The organism is Aeromicrobium fastidiosum, assembly GCF_017876595.1.
Lineage (GTDB): Bacteria > Actinomycetota > Actinomycetes > Propionibacteriales > Nocardioidaceae > Aeromicrobium > Aeromicrobium fastidiosum.
The window spans coordinates 166,987-186,912 of the sequence record NZ_JAGIOG010000001.1; the positions used below are offsets into that span (position 1 = coordinate 166,987).

Sequence of the window (19,926 nt, forward strand, 5' to 3'; positions counted from 1 at the left end):
CGGCTCAGACGAGCGCGGTCCGGCGCACGGTGTTGACGAGCGTGCCGAGGGTCGAGATGCCGGTGACGACGCGGTCGCCGTCCTGCAGGAAGACCTGAGGCTCACGCGCGTTGCCGATCCCGCTGGGCGTTCCCGTCAACACGACGTCGCCGGGCCGCAGCGTCATGCCGCGGCTGAGCTCCGCGATGACCCGCGCGATCGTGAAGGCCATCTGCCCGACCGTCGCGTGCTGGACCAGGACGTCGTTGACGCGGCACTCGATCACCAGGTCCGCGACGTCGCCGATCTCGTCGGCGGTCGTGATCCACGGGCCGATCGGCATGGTCTGGTCGATGCTCTTTCCCTTGAGCCACTGCCCGCCGTGCGCTCGTTGCAGGTCGCGCTGCGACACGTCGTTGGCGACGAAGTAGCCGAAGACGTGGTCGAGCGCATCGGCCTCGGGGATCGAACGCCCCTCGGTGCCGATGACGAGGGCCAGCTCGGCCTCGTAGTCCCACTTGCTCGACAGGTCCTCGTCGAACGCGATGTCGTCCATCGGTCCGACCACGGTGTCGGGCCCCTTGGTGAAGAACGCGGGGTGGTCGGGCATCGCGACGGGGTCCTGGCCCTCCCGCTTGCCCTGCGACTCGTAGAAGTGGTCGAGGTAGTTCCACCCCGTGCAGAGGACGTCCCGGTTGAACCGGCGCAGCGGAGCGTCCAGCTCGACCTCCCCGATCGCGACCGACGAGCCGGCAGCGGCGGCGGCGGCGCGCACCTCCTCGAGGGCTGGGCGGCCGCCGCGCACGACGTCGTCGACGGTGCCGAGCGCGGGGTCCAGGACCACGATCCGCTCGAGGTCGTCGCTGACGACGCCGATGCGCGGACCGGACTCCGAGCGGACGGCGGCCAACCTCACGATGCGTCCGTGTCGACGACGGCGATCGCGTTGATCTCGATCAGGTAGTCCTTGTTCACGAACTTCGAGACCTCGACCATCGTCGAGGCCGGCGCACCGTTGCGGAAGTACTCGCGGCGGACGGCGTGGATCGCGTCGAAGTCCTCCATGTTGCGCACGTACACGTCGACGCGGGCGATGTCGTCGAGCGTCCCGCCGGCAGCCTCGACGGCCGCCTGCAGGTTCTGGCACACCTGGTGCGTCTGGGCGGAGATGTCGCCGACGCCGGTCACGCCCCCCGCGGCGTTGCGCGCCGTCATGCCGGAGATGAAGACGAACTGTCCTCGCGGCACGACGCTGGTCGCCTGGGCGAAGTGTCCGTTGGGCACGGCGAGCTGGTCGGTGACGACCTGGGTCTTGGGCATGGGCGATCTCTCATTCGTGGGATGTGTGGCGGGGTGGTCGTGACGTGCGAGGTTCAGCGCGCGTCGTCGGTGGACGTGTACCAGTCGGGCTGGGTCGGGTAGTGCGGTCCGTCGTAGACCTCGAGGAGCACCGACTCCTCCTCGGCGAAGGTCGGGCCGTGCAGGCTGCCCTTGGGGTTCCAGTAGAAGGAGCCCTGGGTCAAGGTGATGCCGGTCGGCACGTACGTGTAGCGACCTCCGAGGCAGAACATGAACTGGTTGGACGCGTGGGAGTGCCGCGAGGGGATGCCCGAGCCAGCGGCGAACTTCACCAGTGAGATCGACGCACCGGTGTCCTCGTCGCGCCACAGGGCCTTGTGGGTCAGGCCCTCGAGGGTCTTGTCGACCCAGTCGAGGTCGGCGGTCTGCACGAGGATCTCCCGGAACCGGTGCGCGGCTCGCCCGTCGTCGGTCGATGCGAGCTGCTCACGAGAGCGGTCGGCGGCGACCCCGCCGTAGCGCGACGGCTCGGACAGGTTCTCGGCCCACTCGGCCTGATCGACCGCCGACGGTCGTAGCGGGGCAGGCACCAGCGGGGCACCCTCGTCGTAGATCTCGCTGTCGGTCATGGGGACTCCTCTGCTCGGGTCGCGGGATGCGCCAGGTAGCTCAGCTCGACGACGAACCATCGGGCGTCGTGCTCCGTGTCGTTGACGATCGAGGTCGGTCCGCCGGCGTGGAACAGCGATCCGCCGTCGGGGCCCTCGGTCAGATCGACCGGCCGGAGCGCCGACAGGACGTGCGGCACGGCGGACAGGTCGAGGTCGACCGTGGTGCCGGCCGGCACCGTCACCTCCCAGACCGTCGTGTGCGGGTGCGAGATCACCGGGACACGACCGTCCGTCGTCGCCGCACCGGCGCTCTCGCCCTCGACGGACCGCGCGCCCGGCCCGATGTCGAGCGGCTCGGACCGGTTCTCGCCGAGCGCCTTGAACTCGACCAGCCGGTTGCTGTACCGGCGGTCGCCGATGTTCGTGAGCCGGTGCACCGGCGAGACGGGGCGGTAGACCGAGCCGCCGACGTACTCGTCGAGGAAGCGGGGCTCGCTGCCGTCCAGCCAGTCCATCCGGCCCGGCGAGGCCTCCAGGCTCAGGACGACGTACGGATTGTGGTGGAGGTGCCAGGGCTGCACCTGCCCCGGCTCGAGCTGGACGGTCCAGACCCGGACGACGTCGTTGTCGACGACCACGGTCTGCCCGATGTCGACCAGGACGATGTGCTCGCCCTGCGGCGAGCGCACCACGGTGCCGGCGCTCATCGCGCGGCCTCCGATCGAACCGCCGCGGCGCCCCTGACGATGTCCAGGTACGCGCTCTCGATCGCCGCGCCCGACTCCGGGCCCCACGGCAGCATCGCGGCGACGTGACCGTCGGGACGCACCAGCACGACGGTGTCCTCGGCGAGGCCGAACCTGCTCCTGACCCGGTTGCCCGGGTCGAACAGTGCCCGGTCGCGCAGGCCCGAGTCGTGCGGAGCGTCCCACCTGCTGACGACGACCTGCCGCAGGCCCGGAGGCGAGGAGGCGGGGATCGACGGCCGGCGCCGGGCGTCCGTGAAGTGCATCGCGACGAACTCGTCACGGACCAGTCGGTGCAGGTGGACCGGCCCCGACGGAGTCACGAGGGGCAGGTCGGGCGCACGGTCGCCGGGTCGGACCGGTGACGGTTCACTGCCCGAGCGCACCATCGACCAGTCACCCGACCCGTCGACGTCCAGGCTGACGCCCAGCAGCGTGCGGGTGAACGCATCGCCCCAGCCACCGGCGGCCATGGCCTCCGTGGAGTCGGAGCGGCGATCCATCACGGCACGGGCGGCCTCGGCCATCTCGCCGGAACCCTGGATCGCGACGGGTGCCTGCTCGGTCTCGTAGCCGTCCAGCAGCGATGGATCGGCCCAGCCCCGCTCGACCCAGGCGAGCCGCCAGGGCAGGTTCGACGCGTCGAGGACGCCGGTGTTGAGGCCGAGCGCCCACATCGGCGTGATGAGGTGCGCCGCGTCGCCCATCAGGAACACCCGCCCCACCTGCCAGGTCTCGGCGACCCGGTGGTGGACGGGGTAGATGTTGCTGCCCAGCACCTCCAGGCCCGAGACCTCGCCGATGAAGCTGCGGGCCTTGTCGACCAGCTCGTCCTGCGTCGGCGGCTCCGCGTCGGTGTCGAGCGGGAACAGGAAGCGCCAGCAGTGCGGCTGACGCACCAGGATCATCCACTCGGCGGGATCTCCGAAGTAGGCGAGGTACGGGTAGTCGCGCGGGTTGTCGACGTCCAGGTCGCAGACCAGGTCGATCAGCATGTACTTCTGAGGCAGGGTGTGGCCCTCGACGACGATCCCGAGCTGCTCGCGGATCTGCGAGCGACCGCCGTCGCAGGCCAGGACCCGCGACGCCTCGAAGGCGACCGGTCCGTCGGGGGTGTCGAGGTGCAGGACGACGTGGTCGTCGTGCTCGTCGAAGCTCGTGAGCCGGTGTCTCATGCGCAGGACGTCCGGGGCCAGCTCGTCGAGCCGGCCCCGCAGGATCGGCTCGAGCTCGTGCTGCGGGATGTTGATGACGAACGGGAAGCGGGTGTCCTCGGTCAGCGTCGCGGTCAGGACGCTGCCGGTCGACACACCGGTCGCGCGGTCGAGCTCGCCGATCTCGTCGATCCGCAGCGACGCCGTCAGCACGTCGTCGAGCGCGTCGTAGCGGTCGAGCACCTCCAGCGTGCGGGTCAGGATCGTGCCGGCCTTGGTGTCGAGGGACAGTGCGTGGTCCTCCTCGAACACCACGACGGGGACGCCGTAGCGGACCAGCCCCAGCGCGGTGATGAGCCCGATGGGCCCGGCGCCGACGATGGCGACGGGTCGAGCGAGCTCGGGCGGTGTCGTGACGTCCATGTCATCGCTCCTTGGGGTAGGCCCGGTCGCGGGTCAGGGTCGAGCCGGTCATGGTGGCGGAGTCGGAGAGCAGGAACAGCAGGGGCTCGACGACGTCCTCGGGGGTGCCGATGCCGGTCACCCGCTCCCAGTGCTCGCGCTCGCCGCCGGTGGGGTTGGCCGCACGGAACTGCGGCGTGTCGATCACGCCGGGAAAGACCGTGTTGACCCGCACGTTGCTGGCCACGACCTCGGCGGCGAGGGACTTGGCGAACGAGATGAGTGCACCCTTGCTCGCGGCGTACGCCGCGGCCTCGGCCCGCCCCTGGTAGGCGAGGCCGGACGCGAACACGACGATGCTGCCGCGACCTGCGGCGATCATCGTCGGCAGCACCGCCTGGCACGCCCACACGACGCCGTCGACGTTGACCGCCATGGTGCGCTGCCACACCTCCTGCGTGGTCTCCAGGACCGAGACCCGCGGCTGCACGGCGGCACCGGCGACGAGGCCGTCGACACGGCCGTGACGCCGGATCGTGCCGGCCACGGCGGCGATCACGGCGTCGCGGTCGGAGACGTCGACCGCGACGTGCTCCACCCCGCGGTGCTCCCGGTCGGGCCTCGCGACGTCGAGGACGACCGAGGTGCCGCCGGCGTCGGCGAAGCCCCGGGCCAGCGCCGCGCCGATCCCGTTGGCCCCTCCCGTCACGACGAGCACCTCGCCGGTTGCGTCGAAGACTGCTCTCATCGTGCGGACCTTCCGTCGATGCCGGAGCCGATGACGACCGCGTCGAGCTCCCGGGTCGTCACGCGAGCTCCTCGGGCAGCTCGGCGCCGACCAGCTGGGCCGCACCGCGCAGGCCGTCGACGACCGATGACTCGACCGGCACGCCGTCCACGAGCGCCGCGGCGGCGCGCTCGTCCTCGAGCTGCCCGGGCAGCAGCACCCGCTCGGTCCCCGGGGCGAGCCTCGACGCGCCGATCTGGGCGACGAGCTCGGTGACGGATCCGTCGAACGTCCCGTCGGGGTCGAACGTCGCGACGTCGATCGCGATGAACACGTGGGCGCAGTTGTTGGGCACCGCGACGTCGGCGTACATGCCCTGCACCGACGCACCGAAGGCTCCCCCACTGAGGACCCCGGTCAGCACGTCGACCATGAGGGCGAGCCCGTAGCCCTTCGGCCCGCCGACGGGCAGCAGCATGCCGGCGATGGCTGCAGCGGGGTCCGTCGTGGCGGCACCGCTCGCATCCGTGGCCCACGTGGCCGGGATCTCGCGGCCCTCGGCCTCGGCGAGCCGGATCTTGCCCAGCGCGGCCTCCGACAACGCCATGTCGAGCACGACGGGGCCGTCACCGGGTCGCGGGACGCCGAAGGCGACGGGGTTGTTGCCCACGACCCGGGTCGCGCCACCGGGGGCGGGCATCAGGGGACGGGTGTTCGACGCGACGATGCCGATGCATCCGGCCGACGCCGCCTGACGGGCGTACCGGAACGCGCCCCCGAAGTGGAAGGCGTGCCGCACGCTGACGATGCCGATGCCGTGGAGGCCGGCCTTCTGCACGGCCAGGGCCATCGCCTGGTCCGACGTGAGCTGTCCGAGCGCGTGACGAGCGTCCAGCACCGCCATGGCCCCCAGGTCGAGCACGACGTCGGCGTGCTCGTGTGTCGCGACGGAGCCGGCGCGCAGCCGGTCGACGTACATCGGGACCAGCATCAGGCCGTGCGAGGGGATGCCACGCGCGTCGCCGTCGACGAGCGATTCCGCGACGCGACGCGCGGCACCCGGCGCGATGCCGGCGGCCTCGAAGATCGAGCCGGCGGCGCGGACGAGCACGTCGACGTCGAACAGGGTGCGGGTCATGGATGGCCTCCGAGAAGAGTCGTGACGTTGCGATGGCTGATGGCGTGCACCGTCTCGGCCGACAGGTGCTGCAGGGAGCCCAGCGGGTCGTCCAACCCCATCGGGAACGGCCAGTCGCTGCCGACGACGACCTTGTCGCCGCCGATGGCCGAGAGGGCCAGGTCGAGCAGGGCCGCGTCGTGGGCGAGGCAGTCGACCCACAGGCGGCGCACGGCCTCGCGCGGATCGATCGTCAGTGGCTGGACGCCCGGTCGGGCGGAGTCGACGCCGCGCTGCCAACGCCCCACCAGGGCGGGGACCGCGCCGCCGCAGTGGACCAGGACGATCCTCAGCAGCGGCCGACGGCCGAGGACGTCGCCGAACACCAGCTCGGCGGCCGCGACCGTCGTCTCGACGGGGTTGCCGAGCAGGTTCGCGAGGTAGTGGTGGTCGAGCCGGCGGTCGGGCGTCGCACCGGGGTGCAGCAGCACGGGCCGGTCGCCGGCCTCGAGCGCATCCCACACCGGCGCGAGGCGGGAGTCGTCCAGGCGCAGCGATCCGCTGGCGGCAGCGGCACACCAGCCGGAGAAGCGCGGGTCACCGCCGAGGCGGGCGATCTCGGCCAGGGCCACCTCCGGCTGGTCGAGCGGCAGGTACGCCAGCGGGTGCAGTGCGTCGTGCCGTGCCAGCCGCTCGGCGATGCCGTCGTTCAGGGCGGCGACCCAGGCCGACGTGCCCTGGGGGTCGAGGCCCTGGCGGAAGAACGGCGGCGGCACCGACACCCAGGCCTGGTCGAGGCCGCGCTCGGCCAGCCAGCCCAGCAGGGCCGCCTCGTCGTACAGTGCCGCCGGTCCGGCGACCCGTCCGTCGATCGACACCGTGTCGCCGACGACCTGGACGCCCTCGAGGGCGTCCAGCCCACCGATCGCGGGTGCCAGGTGTGTGTGCACGTCGGTCGTGGGGCCGTTCACGCCTGCACCTCGCGGCCGTGAGCCGCGGACGCGGCCTGCTCGAGGACGTCCTGGATCGCGTGGGAGGCGACCGATCCGGCGACGCGCTGGCCGACGCTGGCGGCGTTGCCGCGGACGACGAGATCGGCCGTCCACGACACGACGGTCCCGATCGGCACCGGCGAGAACGCGAGGTGCAGATCGACGTCGACGCCGTGGCCGGCCCGCGAGCCGCGCACCCGCAGGCGGGCACCGGCATCGGTGTCGACGAGCGTCTCGATCGTGGTCCGCAGCGGGATACGGCCGAGGGCGGTCGTCGGCGAGAACACCGCGCGGATCATCCCCTCCACGGGGCGGATCTCGCTCAGCGTGCTGACCGACGCGAGCACGTCGGCCGAGCCCGACAGCGACCGCAGCTCACCCACCGTCGCGCGTGCCGTGAACTCACCGGAGATCATCATCAGAGCACCCTCACCTTGTCGGCGCCGGCCCCGGCCAACGCATCGAGCACTGCCTCGGGAGAGGCGTGGCTGTTGAGGATCGCGCCGGTCCTGCCGATCGCGTCCTGCACGGCCGCCGACACCGCGTGCAGCGGCGCTCCCCCGCCCTCTCCCATGCCCTTGGCACCGGTCGGCGTGAACGGGGAGGGGCTGACGACGTTGCCGTACGCGATCGTCGGCATGTCGAGGGCCGTCGCGGCGTGGTAGTCGTAGAAGTTGGCGGCCAGCAGCTGACCGTCGGCGTTGTAGCCGAAGTGCTCGAACAACGCGGCCGACAGGCCGTGGGCCGTCGCCCCGAACACCTGGCCCTGCACGATCATGGGGTTGATCGGCACGCCGCAGTCGTCGACCGCCGCGTAGCGCAGCACCTCGACGAGGCCGGTCTCCTCGTCGATCTCGAGGACGCAGGCATGGATCTGCGTGGCGTACGTCAGGGTCAGGTTGCCGGTCTTGTGCTCGACGTCGGGCAGCTCGAACGGCGCGCGGTAGACCGCCCTGCCGACCAGCCCGACCTCGTCCGCGACCTCGGCGGGCAGCGAGCCCGGCGCGAAGTGCACGATCCCGGCGACGTCGCCGAACGGCAGCATGCGCTCGGGGTCGCCGTCCACCTTGGCGAAGCCGCCCTCGAGGACGATCTCGTCGGGGGACGCCCCGAGGACCGTGCCGGCGACCAGTCGGATCTCCGCGGACAGCTTCGCGGTCGCGTTGAGGATCGCACCGATGCCGGTGACCGCGAACTGCGATGCGTACGAGCCGGAGAAGCCGGTCTGTGCGCTCAGGGCGGAGTCGCCGCCGCGGTGCACGTGGATGTCCTCCGGCCGCAGGCCGAGCGCGTCCGCGACGACCTGCGCGGTCGTCGTCTCGTGACCCTGCCCGAAGGCCACGCCGCCCGTGGTCGCGAAGACCGTCCCGTCCACACCCATCCGCACGAGGCCGCCCTCGGTGTTGCCACCGAACGGCAGGTACGGGTTCATCAGCCGCGCCTGGCCGAAGTTGTTGGTGCCGGAGTCCAGCGTCGATCCGATCCCGATGCCGATCCGCTTGCCCGTACCGACCGCCGCAGCCTGCAGGCGTCGCGCGTCGTCGTAGTCGATCAGTTCCAGGGCCTGTCGCAGGCTGGCGGGCAGGTCGCCGGAGTCGTACACGCAGCCGTTGACGGTCGTGTACGGGTACTGGTCGGGCTGGATGTAGTTGTGGAGCCTGAACGTCACCGGGTCGAAGCCCAGGTGGTGGGCCGCGAGGTCCATCATCCGCTCGACGAGCCACATGTGCTGCAGCCGCGAGTAGCCGCGCACGGGGTGCGTGGGGCCCTTGTTGGTGTAGACGCTCGTGAAGTCGACCCGCAGGTGCTTGAGCTGGTAGCAGGCGTTGGCGACCTGCGCCCAGATCACCGACCCCAACGGTTCGTACCGGGAGTAGGCGCCGATGTCGTCCAGGCACTCGTAGCTCAGCCCCAGGACCGTGCCGTCGTCCTCGACCGCCAGCCTGACGTTGCGGAAGGTCCGCTCGTTGCTGTGCCCGCCCATCTGGTGGTGCTCGCTGCGGGTCTCGGTCCACCGCACAGCCCGCCTCAGCTTGCGCGCCATGAGGGCGACCGCAGTGGCCGGGACGTACATGCCGATCTTCACGCCGAACGACCCGCCGAAGTCGCGGCTCTGGATGCGGATGCGCGACGAGGGGTGCCGCAGCGCCCCGGCCATCATCAGCATCGTGAACTGCGGCATCGCGCAGCCACCGATGATGTCGAACACATCGGTCCCCGCGTCGTAGTCGACCGTCACGACGCTGCACTCCAGGGGCGTCGCCGAGAAGCGGTGGCACACCAGCTCGTCGACCTCGATGAGGTTCTGGGCGTGCTGGAAGGCGAAGTCGACGTCGCCGAAGTCCCAGGCACCGTGGTGGAGCACGTTGTGGCCGATCCCCTCGTGGATCACTGGGGCGTCCGCGGCCACCGCTTGGTCGGCGGAGGTCAGCGGGACGAGCTCGTCGTACTCCACGACGACGGCCGCGGCCGCGTCACGGGCGGCCTCGCGCGAGACCGCCGCGACGGCCACGACCGGCTCGCCGACGAAGCGCACCTTGCCGCCCGAGGCGAGACAGCGGTCGACCTCTGCGTCGGCGGGCGCAACCTGCAGCTCGCCGAACTTGTCGGTCAGCTCGTCGACCTCGTCGGGGGTCAGCGCCCCGAGGAAGCCGTCGACCGTCTCCGCACCGGAGACGTCGATCGACACGATGCGCGCGTGCGCATACGGCGAGCGGACGAAGAACAGGTGCGCCAGCCGGCTGATCGGCGTGTCGTCGCCGAACTCGCCCTGGGCCCTCAGCAGCCGGTCGTCCTCGGTGCGGTTGACCGACTGTCCCGACCAGGTGGCCGTCGTCGTCGCGGCCGTGGTCGTCGAGGTCGTCATGAGCGTCCCCCGTCGAGACCGGCACCGTGCGTGTCGGGGGTCTTGCCGTGGGGCAGCGGGATGTCATGACCTGCCGTCGCGCGGACCGCGTTGACGATGCCCTGGTAGCCGGTGCAGCGGCAGATGTTGCCCTTGAGCGCACGACGCACGCTGTGGTCGGTGATCTCCTCACCGGACTCGAGCAGGTCGGTGGCCGTCATGAGCATCCCGGACGTGCAGTAGCCGCACTGCAGGGCGTGGTGCTCCCGGAAGCTCGACTGCAGGTCGTTGAGCGGGCCGTCGGGGTGGGCGAGCGCCGCAGCCGTCGTCACCGCCGTGCCGTCCGCCTGCACGGCCAGCACCATGCACGACTTGACCAGCAGTCCGTCCCACTGGATCGTGCAGGCACCGCAGTTGCCGGTGTCGCAGCCGATCTTGGGCCCACGCCGGTCCAGCTCGTCGCGGAGCCAGTGCACGAGGAGCGTGCGCGAGGACACCACGCCGCGCTCGGTCGTGCCGTCCACGTCCACCGTGATCGCATGGACGTCCGGAGCGTCGTGCTGCGTGTCGGTCATGATGCGCCTTCCTGCGTCGTGGTCCGTTGGCCGCAGACGTCGGACAACGCCCGTCGCAGCTGGACCCTCGTCACGGCGCGCCGGTAGGCGGCCGATCCGTGCGTGTCGCCGACCATCGCGATGGTCGTGCCGTCGAAGGCCTCGAGCGCGTCGAGCTCGGCACCGGCGCCGACGGGGCGGCCCAGCAGGGACCGCTCGACGGCGTCGAGGCCCAGGGGGCTGTCGGGCACCGCGCCGAGGGCGACCCGGGCTGCGGCGATCAGGCCGTCCTCGACGTCGATGCGGACGACGGCCCGCGCCACGGCCCACGAGTCCGCGCCGACCTGCTGGTGGCGGTAGGCCACCCGTGCCGTCGCCGGCGTCGACGGCACGACGACCTCGGTCAGCAGCGCCTGGCCGCTCGCCGCGGTGACGAAGGTGCCGAGGAAGAACTCCCGCGCCGACAGCGTCCTGGGCGAATCGCCGAGCTGATGGACCACGAAGCTCGCGTCGAGGCACGCCAGCAGCGGCGGGAGGTTGCTCGTCGGATCGTTCAGGCAGCAGTTGCCGCCGATCGTGCCGCGGTTCCTGACCTGTCGGTCGACGAGCCCGGCGGCGACGGTGGCGAGCGAGGGGACGTGCTGTGCGACGAGTGGGTGCGCGGCGAGCGTGGCGTAGGTGACGGCCGCGCCGATGCGCAGGCGTCCGTCCCGCAGCTCGATCCCCGTCAGCTCGGGCAGACGGTGGACGTCGACGAGGACGGACGGCGACACCAGGTCGAGCTTGAGGGCGTTGACGAGGGTCTGGCCGCCGCCGAGCACGACGGCACCCTCGTGGGACGCCAGCATCGTCAACGCATCGTCGACCGTCGTGGCCCGCAGGTAGCGGAACGGCGGCGGGATCATGGGCGCCGGCCCGGTGACGTGGTCACGCCCGAGGAGGGCCGACCGGCGGCCGCGCGCCCTCCCTCGACGTCGACGTCGGCGACGACGGCTGTTCGTCCCTCGAGCGTGGTGGGCATGCGCTGCTCCTGGCGTCGGGCCCCGACCGATTCGGGACCCTACGGACGCTAGGGGCGATGGCGGCCGCGAGATATCCGCGAGGCGAGGGCACTATCCGATTCGCGCAGACGTCGCGGTCGAGGGGGCACCACGGGTACTCGCACGTCGACCCCGGCTCGGCGGGATCGGTTCACTGCACGCGGCGCAGCGTGTCGATGGGGGCCTCGCCGAAGGCTGCCCGGTAGTCGCCCGACAGCCGTCCGAGGTGGGTGACACCCCATCGGTGGGCTGCCTCGGTGACCGACCGGGCGGTGCCGTCGGTCAGCGACTCGCGGACCCGCACGAGGCGAGCCCGTCGGACGTACGCCATCGGGGTCGTGCCGAGATGTGCCTGGAAACCGGCCTGCAGGGCGCGGATCGAGACGCCGACCGCCTCGGCGATGTCGGCGGTCCCCAGCGGTTCGGCGCAGTGCTCGTCGATGAGGCGCGCCGCGCGCCGGACGACCCGCTCGTGGACCGCTCCCGGCGGTGGTGAGTCCTCCGGGGGTGCTGCCAGCGACGCGATCAGTCCGTCGACGACCGCGATCTCCAGCGACTTGGCCACCCGCGGCGACGACATGAGCCCACGGTCGTTCCCGAGGTCGGTCACGACGATCTCGACGAGCCTGCGCCAGCTCTGACCGGCCTCACCGCTGACGTCGAGCAGGGACCCCGGTCCCCACGGCACGACGAGACCGCCGGCCGCGGCAAGGACCAGTCGATCCTGGAGCAGCTCGGGGTCGATCCGCACCAGCAACCGTGGGTTGCCGGCCGAGTAGCGCATGCGCACCGGCGCGCCCGGAGCGATGACGACGGCCCGCCGGGCCGTGACGGTCGTGGCGTGCTCCCCCGCCTGGATGGCGGTGACACCGGCCAAGGGGATCTGGATGAGGTGGAAGTCCATGCGGTCCGCCGTGACCTCGACCTCGGCACCGTAGTCGATGTAGTGCAGGCTCAGTCGGTCGAGCGTCGCGGCGTTGTGCAGGGCCCGGAACTTCTGCGGCTGATCGAGGACGTCCAGCCCGTGGGGCGCGAGCGAGGCAGCGATCGACTCGCGCGCGTCGTGGACGTCGGTCGTCCTCAGGACGCCATGGCACCCGAGTGGCGTCGTCGCACGAACCATGGCTCCACCCCGTCTCCGGACATCGACGGGCTACGCGCGGCCGCCTCACATCACTATCGCACCGATTCGAGCCGATCGGACAGATCGCGTCGAAACGGGGACGACGATCAGCGCTGGGTGGATAGTCGCCGCCGTCAGCGGATAGCGGTGCCCGCGCGTGATCACCGGAACGCGGCGATGCCCGTCATGGCCTGGCCGATCGAGAGGGCGTGCATCTCCGACGTGCCCTCGTAGGTCAGCACCGACTCGAGGTTGTTCATGTGCCGGATGACCGGGTACTCCAGACTGATGCCGTTGGCACCGAGGATCGTGCGAGCCGTGCGGCAGACGTCGAGGGCCTCGCGGACGTTGTTGAGCTTGCCGAGGCTCACCTCGACCGGCGTCAAGCCACGGGCGTCCTTGGCACGGCCCAGGTGCAGGGCGAGCAGGGTGCCCTTGACGACCTCGAGGGTCATGTCGGCGATCTTGCCCTGGGTCAGCTGGAAGCCCGCGATGGGCTTGCCGAACTGGGTGCGCTGGCCCGCGTAGTCGAGCGCGCACTGCAGCGAGGCCCGGGCGGCACCCATCGAGCCCCAGACGATGCCGTAGCGCGCCTCGTTGAGGCAGCTCAGCGGGCCCTTGAGCCCCACGACGTCGGGCAGCACGGCCTCGGCCGGCAGGCGCACGCCCTCGAGCACGAGCTCGCTCGTGACCGAGGCCCGCAGCGACATCTTGTGCTTGATGAGGGGGGCGCTGAAGCCCGGCGTGTCGGTCGGGACGACGAATCCGCGGATGCCCTCGTCGGTCTGCGCCCACACGACGGCGACGTCGGCGACCGAGCCGTTGGTGATCCACATCTTGCGGGCGTCGAGCACCCAGTCGTCGCCGTCGCGGCGGGCGCGGCTGCGCATCGAGGCCGGGTCGGACCCCGCATCGGGCTCGGTGAGGCCGAAGCACCCGATCGCGCGGCCGGCGGCCATGTCGGGCAGCCAATGGTTCTTCTGGTCCTCCGAGCCCCAGCGGTGGATCGCGAACATCGCCAGCGAGCCCTGCACCGAGACCAGCGAGCGCAGTCCGGAGTCGGTCGCCTCCAGCTCGAGGCACGCCAGTCCGTACTCCGTGGCGGTCATGCCGGGGCAGCCGTAGCCATCGAGGTGCATGCCCAGCACGCCGAGCGTTCCGAGCTCGACGGCCAGCTCGCGGATGTCGGGGATCGTGCCGTCCTCGAACCACGTGCCGACGAACGGCTCGACCCGCTCGTCGCAGAAGTGGCGCACCGCATCGCGCACGTCGCGCTCGTCCTGGGTCAGCACGAGGTCGATGCCGGCCGGGTCGGCGGACCTGAAGGGGGTGGCGGGGGCGTGGGAGGTGCTCATGCGTGCTCCTGGTGAAGGGTCGTTAGCCAGCGACGGATCTCGCTGCTGTGCTGCCCGAGGGCGGGCGGGGCGGTGGGCGGGGTGCTCGTGAAGGCGGAGTAGCGGATGGGGTGGGCGACCTGAGGCGAGGTGCCGTCGATCTCGACCACGGGATCGAGCCCCAGCGACGTCGCCAGCTCGATGCCCTGGGCGATGTCGTTGACCCCACCCGCGGGCACCGAGGCGGCCGACAGGAGCGCCTGCCACTCGGCGGCCGGACGCTGTCCGAGGACGTCCTCGAGCAGCCGCACCAGCTCGTCGCGGTGTGCGACGCGGTCGCCGTTGGTCGCGAAGCGCGGATCGCCGCGCAGGTCGTCGAGGCCGAGCACGTCGCACAGTCGGCCGAACTGGCCGTCGTTGCCGCACGCCACGACCAGGAGCCCGTCGGCGCACCGGAGCGACTCGTAGGGCGCGATCGACGGGTGCGCGTTGCCCAGACGGGTCGGCGCGACACCGCTCGCGAGGAAGGCGCTGGCCTGGTTGGCGAGAGAGCCGATCAGGCTCTGCAGCAGGTTGACCTCGACGTGCTGACCGAGCCCCGTGACGTCGCGGTGCCTCAGGGCGGCGAGGATGCCGATCACGGCGTCCTTGCCGGTCAGGACGTCGACCAGCGCCACCCCGACCTTCTGGGGGTCACCGTCGGCTTGGCCGGTGATGCTCATGAGCCCGCCGACGGCCTGCACGACGAGGTCGTAGCCGGGGAGGTCGGCGCCGGCTCCTGCACCGAATCCCGTGACCGAGCAGTGGACCAGGCGCGGGTTCATCCGCAGCGTCGCCGCCGGCGCGAGGCCGAATCCGTCCAAGGAACGGGGGCGGAAGTTCTCGACGAGCACATCGGCTCGGGCGACCAGCTCGTGCGCCACCGCGAGATCGGCGGGGTCGCGGAGGTCGAGGGCGATGCTGCGCTTGGTGCGGTTGACGGCGTCGAAGTACGACGATCCGCCCTCGGTCCACGGCGGGCCCCACCGTCGGGTGTCGTCGCCGCCCTCGGGGTGCTCGACCTTGACGACGGTCGCGCCGAGGTCGGCCAGGGTCATCGCGGCGGACGGTCCGGCCAGCACACGGCTGAAGTCGGCCACGAGGACGCCGTCGAGCGGCGTCGGACCGTCCGGTCGGGCGTGCTGGGTCATGTGTCTCCTGTCGACGGCTCCACGATCTTATAAAATCTAAGATCCGTCAACAGCAGGCGGGCCCGCGATACGATGACGCCGTCATGAGTCAATCTCCCACACGGCCGACGCGGGTCACTGCCCAACAGCTCGCCCTGCGCCACCTCCGCCAGCTGATCTCGGACGGCGTCCTCAAGCCCGACGACCGCATCCGGCAGGAACAGCTGGCCACGGAGCTGGGGTGCAGCGTCATCCCCGTGCGCGAGGCACTCAAGACCCTCGAGGCCGAGGGGCAGATCCGCTACATCCCGCACCGCGGCTATCACGTCACCCGGCTGAGCCTCGCCGAGCTCAAGGAGACGTACCTCATCCGCCGGCTGCTCGAGGACGAGATCGTCCGGATCGCGGCACCCCGCCTCGCCGAGGACGACTTCGAGCACCTCGACCGGTTGATGGACGCGATGGAGTCGGCGAGCTCGACGGGCGACGTCGCCACGATGATCGAGTCCAACCGCGATCTGCACTTCCACATCTTCGAGGTCGCCGGCCAGCCCCGGATGGTCGACTTCATCCGCATGCTCTGGCAGGCCACCGACTCCTACCGGGCGCTCTACTACGGCGACGAGGTCGCCCGCGACCGCGTGGACCACGAGCACCGCAGCATCGTCGAGGCGCTGCGCACCGGCGACGTCGACCGCGCCGTGGCCGAGCTCGAGCGCCACCGCAGCCACGCCGTCGCAGCCCTCGAGGAGCGCCTCGCGGAGTAGCCCGTCAGGCACCTGCTCGTTCGGCGGCGTACAGCTCATACGGATCGTGCAGCGTCCGTCCCAGCACGTCCTGCATCCATGCCGCGTCGCGCAGCGACCCGCGCCGGGACGTGTCGGAGCTGCCCTCGCCGGTCAGGTTGGACGCAAAGATGCCCGCCGCCGACTTGGGCAGGAAGTCCTCGTAGACGATCGGCACGAGCACCCCGGCGTCGGTGCGGGTGAAGTAGGCCAGGTCGTGGGCGTGCAGATCCGCGTCCGAGTCGGGCAGCCCGCCCAACCCCTCCGCGTCGTAGCGCTCGCGACCCGCAGGGGTCAGGGCCACACCGCGCTGCTCGACCTCCCCGAACCTCACCCGCAGGGAGTCCGTGACGATGGTGCCGTCGACCTCCCTGAAGGAGCGGGGCTCCGCGAGGGCACGGAAGGACGTCTGGCGCAGCAGCACGTCGGTGCGGCCGGGAGCGGTGCGAGGAGGACCCTGGATGCGGTCGATCATCTCGATGCCACGGCTCTGCATGCGGCGGTACAGCTCGTCGATGTCGAGCACTCGCGGGGTGAGGTGGTTGATGTGCGTCGACGCGACACCTCCGATGTCGGCCGCGACGCTCGACACCGCCTCGAGCCGCTCGTACCAGTCGCGGTCGACCGGCTCGGGCGACAGCGCGAACGCCGCCGTGGCCAGCTCGATGAAGCGGTCGGCGTCCGCGATCGACAGCTCGTGCTCGCTCTCCATGCGATCGGCCAGCTCGAGCAGCTCGCGCGGGAACAACGTCCGTGCCGCCAGGAACTCCCGCAGCTCCGCCTCGAGCCGCTCGTCGAAGAACCGCCGGTCGTCGACGACCAGCAGCGACGTGAACACGCGGAACGGGTTCTCCCTGAGCTCGGGACGGGCGACGGGGCGGAATGCCGTCGACACCACGGGGATCGCCGGCGTCGCCTCGCGCAGGTCGTAGAAGCCCACGGGGTACATGCCGCAGGCCCCGAAGATGCGCGCGACCTGAGCGAGCTCGTCAGGCGTCCCAAGGCGGATCGCGCCGTGCCGCTCGGCCGTCACCCGGCGGATCGAGCCGAGGCGCTCGGCGTCGTCGCGGGTCGCCAGGACGTCGGCGTTGACCTCGGCCGACACCTCGACCAGCGTCGTGTACGCCGGCACCTCGCGTCCGTAGAGCTCTGACAGCGCCCTCGCGAACCGCGACCGCAGCGTCGTCGGCGAGACGGCGAACCCTCTGTCCTCAGACAAACTCCACCCCCTGGGCAAGGGGCAGCTCGGTCGAGTAGTTGACGGTGTTGGTCGTGCGACGCATGTAGGCGCGCCACGCGTCCGAGCCCGACTCGCGTCCCCCGCCGGTCTCCTTCTCGCCACCGAACGCGCCACCGATCTCCGCACCCGACGGGCCGATGTTGACGTTGGCGATGCCGCAGTCGGACCCGACGACCGACATGAACGTCTCGGCCTCACGCACGTCGAGCGTGAAGATCGACGACGACAGTCCCTGCGCGACCTCGTTGTGCAGCGCCAGCGCCTCGTCCAGCTCGCGGTACGTCAGCACGTACATCAACGGCGCGAACGTCTCTGCCCTGACGATCTCGGTCTGGCGCGGCATGTCGACGATCGCGGGGTGGACGTAGAAGCCGCCGCCGTCGACCTCGGCCCGGGTGCCACCCGTGACGAGCTCGCCACCGTCGGCGCGAGCGGTCTCGATCGCGGCCCCGAAGGCGTCGAACGCGGCCTCGTCGACCAGGGGGCCCACGAGGGTCGACGACTCCAGGGGTGAGCCGATCGGCAGCGTCTCGTACGCGGCCTTGAGGCGCGCGACGAGGTCGTCCTTGATCGACTCGTGCACGATGATCCGGCGCAGCGACGTGCACCGCTGACCGGCGGTGCCGACCGCCGAGAAGACGATGCCGCGCACCGCGAGGTCGAGATCGGCCGACGGCGCGACGATCGCGGCGTTGTTGCCGCCGAGCTCGAGCAGCGAGCGGCCCAGCCGGGCTGCGACGCGCGGGGCGACCTCGCGTCCCATGCGGGTCGACCCCGTGGCCGAGACCAGCGGCACGCGCGGGTCGTCGACCATGATCTCGCCGACCGTCCGGTCGCCGATCAGCAGCGCCGACAGGCCGTCGGGCACGCCGGCACGGCGCCCGGCCTCCAGCGCGAGCGCCTGGCACGCGAGCGCCGTCAGCAGGGTCTTCTCCGACGGCTTCCACACCACCGCGTCGCCGGCGACGAAGGCCAGCGCCGCGTTCCACGACCAGACCGCGACCGGGAAGTTGAAGGCCGAGATCACGCCGATGACGCCCAGCGGGTGCCACTGCTCCATCATCCGGTGGCCCGGACGCTCGGTCGCGATCGTCAGGCCGTGCAGCTGCCGCGACAGACCGATGGCCAGGTCGCAGATGTCGATCATCTCCTGCACCTCGCCGAGGCCCTCCGACACGATCTTGCCGGCCTCGATCGACACCAGCGCACCGAGATCGTCCTTGTGCTCCCGCAGCAGCTCACCGAGCTCGCGGACGAACTGGCCGCGCACGGGCGCCGGCACGGTGCGCCACTGCTCGAACGCCGCGTGTGCCCGGCCGATCAGGTCGGACGCCTCGTCGGCGGTGTGCGACCTGAGCCGCCCCAGCTCGCTGCCGTCGATCGGGGATCGGCACACCAAGTCGCCGTCGGCGGCGAAGGGATCGCCCGCCCCCAGCCGTTCGAGGATCTGCTTCGCCTGCGCCTGGACGTCCGTCATGCCACACCTTTTCGAGTCGAGCGGTCATCTGCCACCGCCATCTTCGCGTGGTTGAATGAATGACGGAACCGAGTTAAGCAGCACTTAAGGAGAAGTTGGTCGTGTCGCCTGATCCGCAGACCGTGACCCGCCTCGTCACGCTCGTGCACGTGTCCCAACAGGGCAGCCTCAGCGGAGCGGCGCGCGTGCTCGGCGTCTCGACGTCCGCCGTGTCCCAGCAGATGTCGGCGCTCGCGGCGGACTGCGGCACCGAGCTCTTCGACCGCCAGCCGCGCGGGGTCGTGCTGACCGGGGCCGGGCTGGCGCTGCTCGAGCACGCGGAGCAGCTCGTACGCCACCTCGACCAGACCGCGACGACGATGTCGCAGCTCAGCGACTCACTGGCCGGGCCGGTGCGCATCGCCTCCATCGCGTCGGCGGCGGCCTCGATCGTCCTGCCCACCGCGCACGCGCTCCACTCGTCGGCCCCCGACGTGACCCTGACCGTCACGACGCTCGAGCCGGCGGCCAGCCTCGAGGCCGTCGAGCGCGGCACCGTCGACGTCGCGCTGATCGACGTCTACGACCACGTGCCGCTGGCGCTGCCGGCCCACCTCGTCGTCGAGGAGCTGCTGCGCGAGCCGCTCGTGGTCGTGGCGCGACGCGGCACCATCTCGTCGCGGTCGGTCGCGCTCGGCACCCTGGCCGGACACCGCTGGGTGCTGCCTCCGTCCGAGGCCGCGTGCGGCGCAGCCACCCGCCACGCCTGCCGGGCCGCGGGGTTCGACCCCGCGGTGTCGTGGCAGACCGACGACCTGCTGCTGCTGGTGGCCGCCGTCTCCCGGGGAGAGGGCATCGCGCTGCTCCCCCGTCGCGCCGTCAGCGACTCGGTCGCACCCGTCGCGCTCCACCGGCTCGTCGACCCCGTGCTCGAGCGACGGATCCTGGTCGTCGGCCGCCCCAGCACGCTCGAGCGTCCGACCGTCCGGGCACTGCTCGACGCGCTGCACCACGTCGTCCGGCACGTGCCGGCGCAGACCCGCTAGCGGGAGCGGTCGTGCGGGGTCGTGCGCTTGACGCCCGGGTCGGCGTCCTCGCCCTCCCACGGCTTCTGGGCCTTGCGCGCGTGCGACAGGAACGAGCGGCACAAGAAGTACGTCGCCACGATCAGGATGCAGACGATGCCGAGCGCGACCCAGCCGGGCTTGACGTCGTTGGGGTCGAGCGGGGTGTCACGGGTGCCCGCGGCAGCGAAGCTCGCGAGAAGGGCGTAGGCGCTCATGTCGTCAGTCTACGCGGGGTCACGTCTCGGGCAGCGCGTCCGGCACCACGGGGACGGCAGCACGGCCTGGG

General features: G+C 71.5%; 20 protein-coding genes. 2 read left to right on the forward strand and 18 right to left on the reverse strand.

Annotated elements, in window-relative coordinates; all coding sequences use genetic code 11:
- Nucleotides 1–4 precede the first annotated feature (4 nt).
- From JOF40_RS00810 to JOF40_RS00880, 15 genes are all read right to left on the reverse strand, one after another.
- Complete coding sequence (locus JOF40_RS00810; protein ID WP_129183200.1) at nucleotides 5–895, reverse strand: fumarylacetoacetate hydrolase family protein; 891 nt, start codon at nucleotides 893–895, stop codon at nucleotides 5–7.
- Nucleotides 892–1,299 (reverse strand): RidA family protein, encoded by a 408-nt coding sequence (locus JOF40_RS00815; RefSeq protein ID WP_129183201.1) that lies wholly within the window; start codon nucleotides 1,297–1,299, stop codon nucleotides 892–894. Before JOF40_RS00815 ends, JOF40_RS00810 begins: the two co-directional genes overlap by 4 nt.
- A 53-nt stretch (nucleotides 1,300–1,352) precedes the next feature.
- Nucleotides 1,353–1,907, reverse strand: a complete 555-nt coding sequence (locus JOF40_RS00820) for a cupin domain-containing protein (RefSeq protein WP_209674302.1) — start codon at nucleotides 1,905–1,907, stop codon at nucleotides 1,353–1,355.
- The gene (locus JOF40_RS00825) at nucleotides 1,904–2,596 is read right to left on the reverse strand and encodes a hypothetical protein (protein ID WP_129183202.1); all 693 of its coding nucleotides are present in this window, start codon (nucleotides 2,594–2,596) and stop codon (nucleotides 1,904–1,906) included. The genes JOF40_RS00820 and JOF40_RS00825 overlap by 4 nt, the downstream gene beginning before the upstream one ends.
- Nucleotides 2,593–4,212 carry an FAD-dependent monooxygenase gene (locus tag JOF40_RS00830; RefSeq protein WP_129183203.1) on the reverse strand — a complete coding sequence of 540 codons (1,620 nt, stop codon included), beginning with the start codon at nucleotides 4,210–4,212 and terminating at the stop codon, nucleotides 2,593–2,595. Before JOF40_RS00830 ends, JOF40_RS00825 begins: the two co-directional genes overlap by 4 nt.
- A gap of 1 nt (nucleotide 4,213) precedes the next feature.
- Complete coding sequence (locus JOF40_RS00835; RefSeq protein ID WP_129183204.1) at nucleotides 4,214–4,939, reverse strand: SDR family NAD(P)-dependent oxidoreductase; 726 nt, start codon at nucleotides 4,937–4,939, stop codon at nucleotides 4,214–4,216.
- Nucleotides 4,940–4,997: 58 nt separating this feature from the next.
- Entirely contained in the window at nucleotides 4,998–6,056 is a 1,059-nt protein-coding gene (locus JOF40_RS00840; RefSeq protein ID WP_129183205.1) for an Ldh family oxidoreductase, read from the reverse strand.
- Nucleotides 6,053–7,006, reverse strand: a complete 954-nt coding sequence (locus JOF40_RS00845) for an amidohydrolase family protein (protein ID WP_188111747.1) — start codon at nucleotides 7,004–7,006, stop codon at nucleotides 6,053–6,055. Before JOF40_RS00845 ends, JOF40_RS00840 begins: the two co-directional genes overlap by 4 nt.
- The gene (locus tag JOF40_RS00850) at nucleotides 7,003–7,446 is read right to left on the reverse strand and encodes an SRPBCC domain-containing protein (protein WP_129183207.1); all 444 of its coding nucleotides are present in this window, start codon (nucleotides 7,444–7,446) and stop codon (nucleotides 7,003–7,005) included. The genes JOF40_RS00845 and JOF40_RS00850 overlap by 4 nt, the downstream gene beginning before the upstream one ends.
- A complete protein-coding gene (locus tag JOF40_RS00855; protein ID WP_129183208.1) occupies nucleotides 7,446–9,893 on the reverse strand; it encodes a xanthine dehydrogenase family protein molybdopterin-binding subunit in 2,448 nt (815 codons plus the stop codon). Before JOF40_RS00855 ends, JOF40_RS00850 begins: the two co-directional genes overlap by 1 nt.
- On the reverse strand, nucleotides 9,890–10,447 hold the full coding sequence (locus JOF40_RS00860; protein WP_129183209.1) for a (2Fe-2S)-binding protein: 558 nt from the start codon (nucleotides 10,445–10,447) through the stop codon (nucleotides 9,890–9,892). The genes JOF40_RS00855 and JOF40_RS00860 overlap by 4 nt, the downstream gene beginning before the upstream one ends.
- Nucleotides 10,444–11,331: an FAD binding domain-containing protein gene (locus JOF40_RS00865; protein ID WP_129183210.1), complete on the reverse strand. Its 888-nt coding sequence runs from the start codon at nucleotides 11,329–11,331 to the stop codon at nucleotides 10,444–10,446. Before JOF40_RS00865 ends, JOF40_RS00860 begins: the two co-directional genes overlap by 4 nt.
- 286 nt (nucleotides 11,332–11,617) lie before the next feature.
- Complete coding sequence (locus tag JOF40_RS00870; RefSeq protein ID WP_129183211.1) at nucleotides 11,618–12,589, reverse strand: AraC family transcriptional regulator; 972 nt, start codon at nucleotides 12,587–12,589, stop codon at nucleotides 11,618–11,620.
- Between the two features lie 161 nt (nucleotides 12,590–12,750).
- Nucleotides 12,751–13,944, reverse strand: a complete 1,194-nt coding sequence (locus JOF40_RS00875; RefSeq protein WP_129183212.1) for an acyl-CoA dehydrogenase family protein — start codon at nucleotides 13,942–13,944, stop codon at nucleotides 12,751–12,753.
- The gene (locus JOF40_RS00880) at nucleotides 13,941–15,113 is read right to left on the reverse strand and encodes a CaiB/BaiF CoA transferase family protein (RefSeq protein ID WP_129183213.1); all 1,173 of its coding nucleotides are present in this window, start codon (nucleotides 15,111–15,113) and stop codon (nucleotides 13,941–13,943) included. The genes JOF40_RS00875 and JOF40_RS00880 overlap by 4 nt, the downstream gene beginning before the upstream one ends.
- Nucleotides 15,114–15,196: 83 nt before the next feature.
- On the opposite strand from JOF40_RS00880, the gene JOF40_RS00885 reads away from it, so the two are divergent.
- On the forward strand, nucleotides 15,197–15,859 hold the full coding sequence (locus tag JOF40_RS00885; protein ID WP_129183215.1) for a GntR family transcriptional regulator: 663 nt from the start codon (nucleotides 15,197–15,199) through the stop codon (nucleotides 15,857–15,859).
- A 4-nt stretch (nucleotides 15,860–15,863) separates the two neighbouring features.
- Here the strand turns inward: JOF40_RS00885 and hglS are convergent, their stop codons facing one another.
- Both hglS and amaB read right to left on the reverse strand, forming a co-directional pair.
- Entirely contained in the window at nucleotides 15,864–17,096 is a 1,233-nt protein-coding gene (gene hglS / locus JOF40_RS00890) for a 2-oxoadipate dioxygenase/decarboxylase (protein WP_129183217.1), read from the reverse strand.
- Nucleotides 17,089–18,594: an L-piperidine-6-carboxylate dehydrogenase gene (amaB, locus tag JOF40_RS00895; RefSeq protein ID WP_129183219.1), complete on the reverse strand. Its 1,506-nt coding sequence runs from the start codon at nucleotides 18,592–18,594 to the stop codon at nucleotides 17,089–17,091. Before amaB ends, hglS begins: the two co-directional genes overlap by 8 nt.
- A gap of 101 nt (nucleotides 18,595–18,695) precedes the next feature.
- On the opposite strand from amaB, the gene JOF40_RS00900 reads away from it, so the two are divergent.
- Complete coding sequence (locus JOF40_RS00900) at nucleotides 18,696–19,619, forward strand: LysR family transcriptional regulator (protein WP_188111746.1); 924 nt, start codon at nucleotides 18,696–18,698, stop codon at nucleotides 19,617–19,619.
- On the opposite strand, the gene JOF40_RS00905 is transcribed toward JOF40_RS00900, so the two are convergent.
- Complete coding sequence (locus tag JOF40_RS00905; protein WP_129183223.1) at nucleotides 19,616–19,855, reverse strand: hypothetical protein; 240 nt, start codon at nucleotides 19,853–19,855, stop codon at nucleotides 19,616–19,618. The genes JOF40_RS00900 and JOF40_RS00905 overlap by 4 nt on opposite strands.
- Between the last annotated feature and the right edge of the window lie 71 nt (nucleotides 19,856–19,926).

Coding starts and splice junctions, on each gene's coding strand:
- JOF40_RS00815 (WP_129183201.1), bottom strand. CDS start 1,299: ATGCCCAAGACCCAGGTCGTCACCGACCAGCTCGCCGTGCCCAACGGA.
- JOF40_RS00850 (WP_129183207.1), bottom strand. CDS start 7,446: ATGATGATCTCCGGTGAGTTCACGGCACGCGCGACGGTGGGTGAGCTG.
- JOF40_RS00820 (WP_209674302.1), bottom strand. CDS start 1,907: ATGACCGACAGCGAGATCTACGACGAGGGTGCCCCGCTGGTGCCTGCC.
- JOF40_RS00855 (WP_129183208.1), bottom strand. CDS start 9,893: ATGACGACCTCGACGACCACGGCCGCGACGACGACGGCCACCTGGTCG.
- JOF40_RS00885 (WP_129183215.1), top strand. CDS start 15,197: ATGAGTCAATCTCCCACACGGCCGACGCGGGTCACTGCCCAACAGCTC.
- JOF40_RS00870 (WP_129183211.1), bottom strand. CDS start 12,589: ATGGTTCGTGCGACGACGCCACTCGGGTGCCATGGCGTCCTGAGGACG.
- JOF40_RS00865 (WP_129183210.1), bottom strand. CDS start 11,331: ATGATCCCGCCGCCGTTCCGCTACCTGCGGGCCACGACGGTCGACGAT.
- JOF40_RS00835 (WP_129183204.1), bottom strand. CDS start 4,939: ATGAGAGCAGTCTTCGACGCAACCGGCGAGGTGCTCGTCGTGACGGGA.
- JOF40_RS00840 (WP_129183205.1), bottom strand. CDS start 6,056: ATGACCCGCACCCTGTTCGACGTCGACGTGCTCGTCCGCGCCGCCGGC.
- JOF40_RS00860 (WP_129183209.1), bottom strand. CDS start 10,447: ATGACCGACACGCAGCACGACGCTCCGGACGTCCATGCGATCACGGTG.
- JOF40_RS00825 (WP_129183202.1), bottom strand. CDS start 2,596: ATGAGCGCCGGCACCGTGGTGCGCTCGCCGCAGGGCGAGCACATCGTC.
- JOF40_RS00875 (WP_129183212.1), bottom strand. CDS start 13,944: ATGAGCACCTCCCACGCCCCCGCCACCCCCTTCAGGTCCGCCGACCCG.
- JOF40_RS00905 (WP_129183223.1), bottom strand. CDS start 19,855: ATGAGCGCCTACGCCCTTCTCGCGAGCTTCGCTGCCGCGGGCACCCGT.
- amaB (WP_129183219.1), bottom strand. CDS start 18,594: ATGACGGACGTCCAGGCGCAGGCGAAGCAGATCCTCGAACGGCTGGGG.
- JOF40_RS00830 (WP_129183203.1), bottom strand. CDS start 4,212: ATGGACGTCACGACACCGCCCGAGCTCGCTCGACCCGTCGCCATCGTC.
- JOF40_RS00880 (WP_129183213.1), bottom strand. CDS start 15,113: ATGACCCAGCACGCCCGACCGGACGGTCCGACGCCGCTCGACGGCGTC.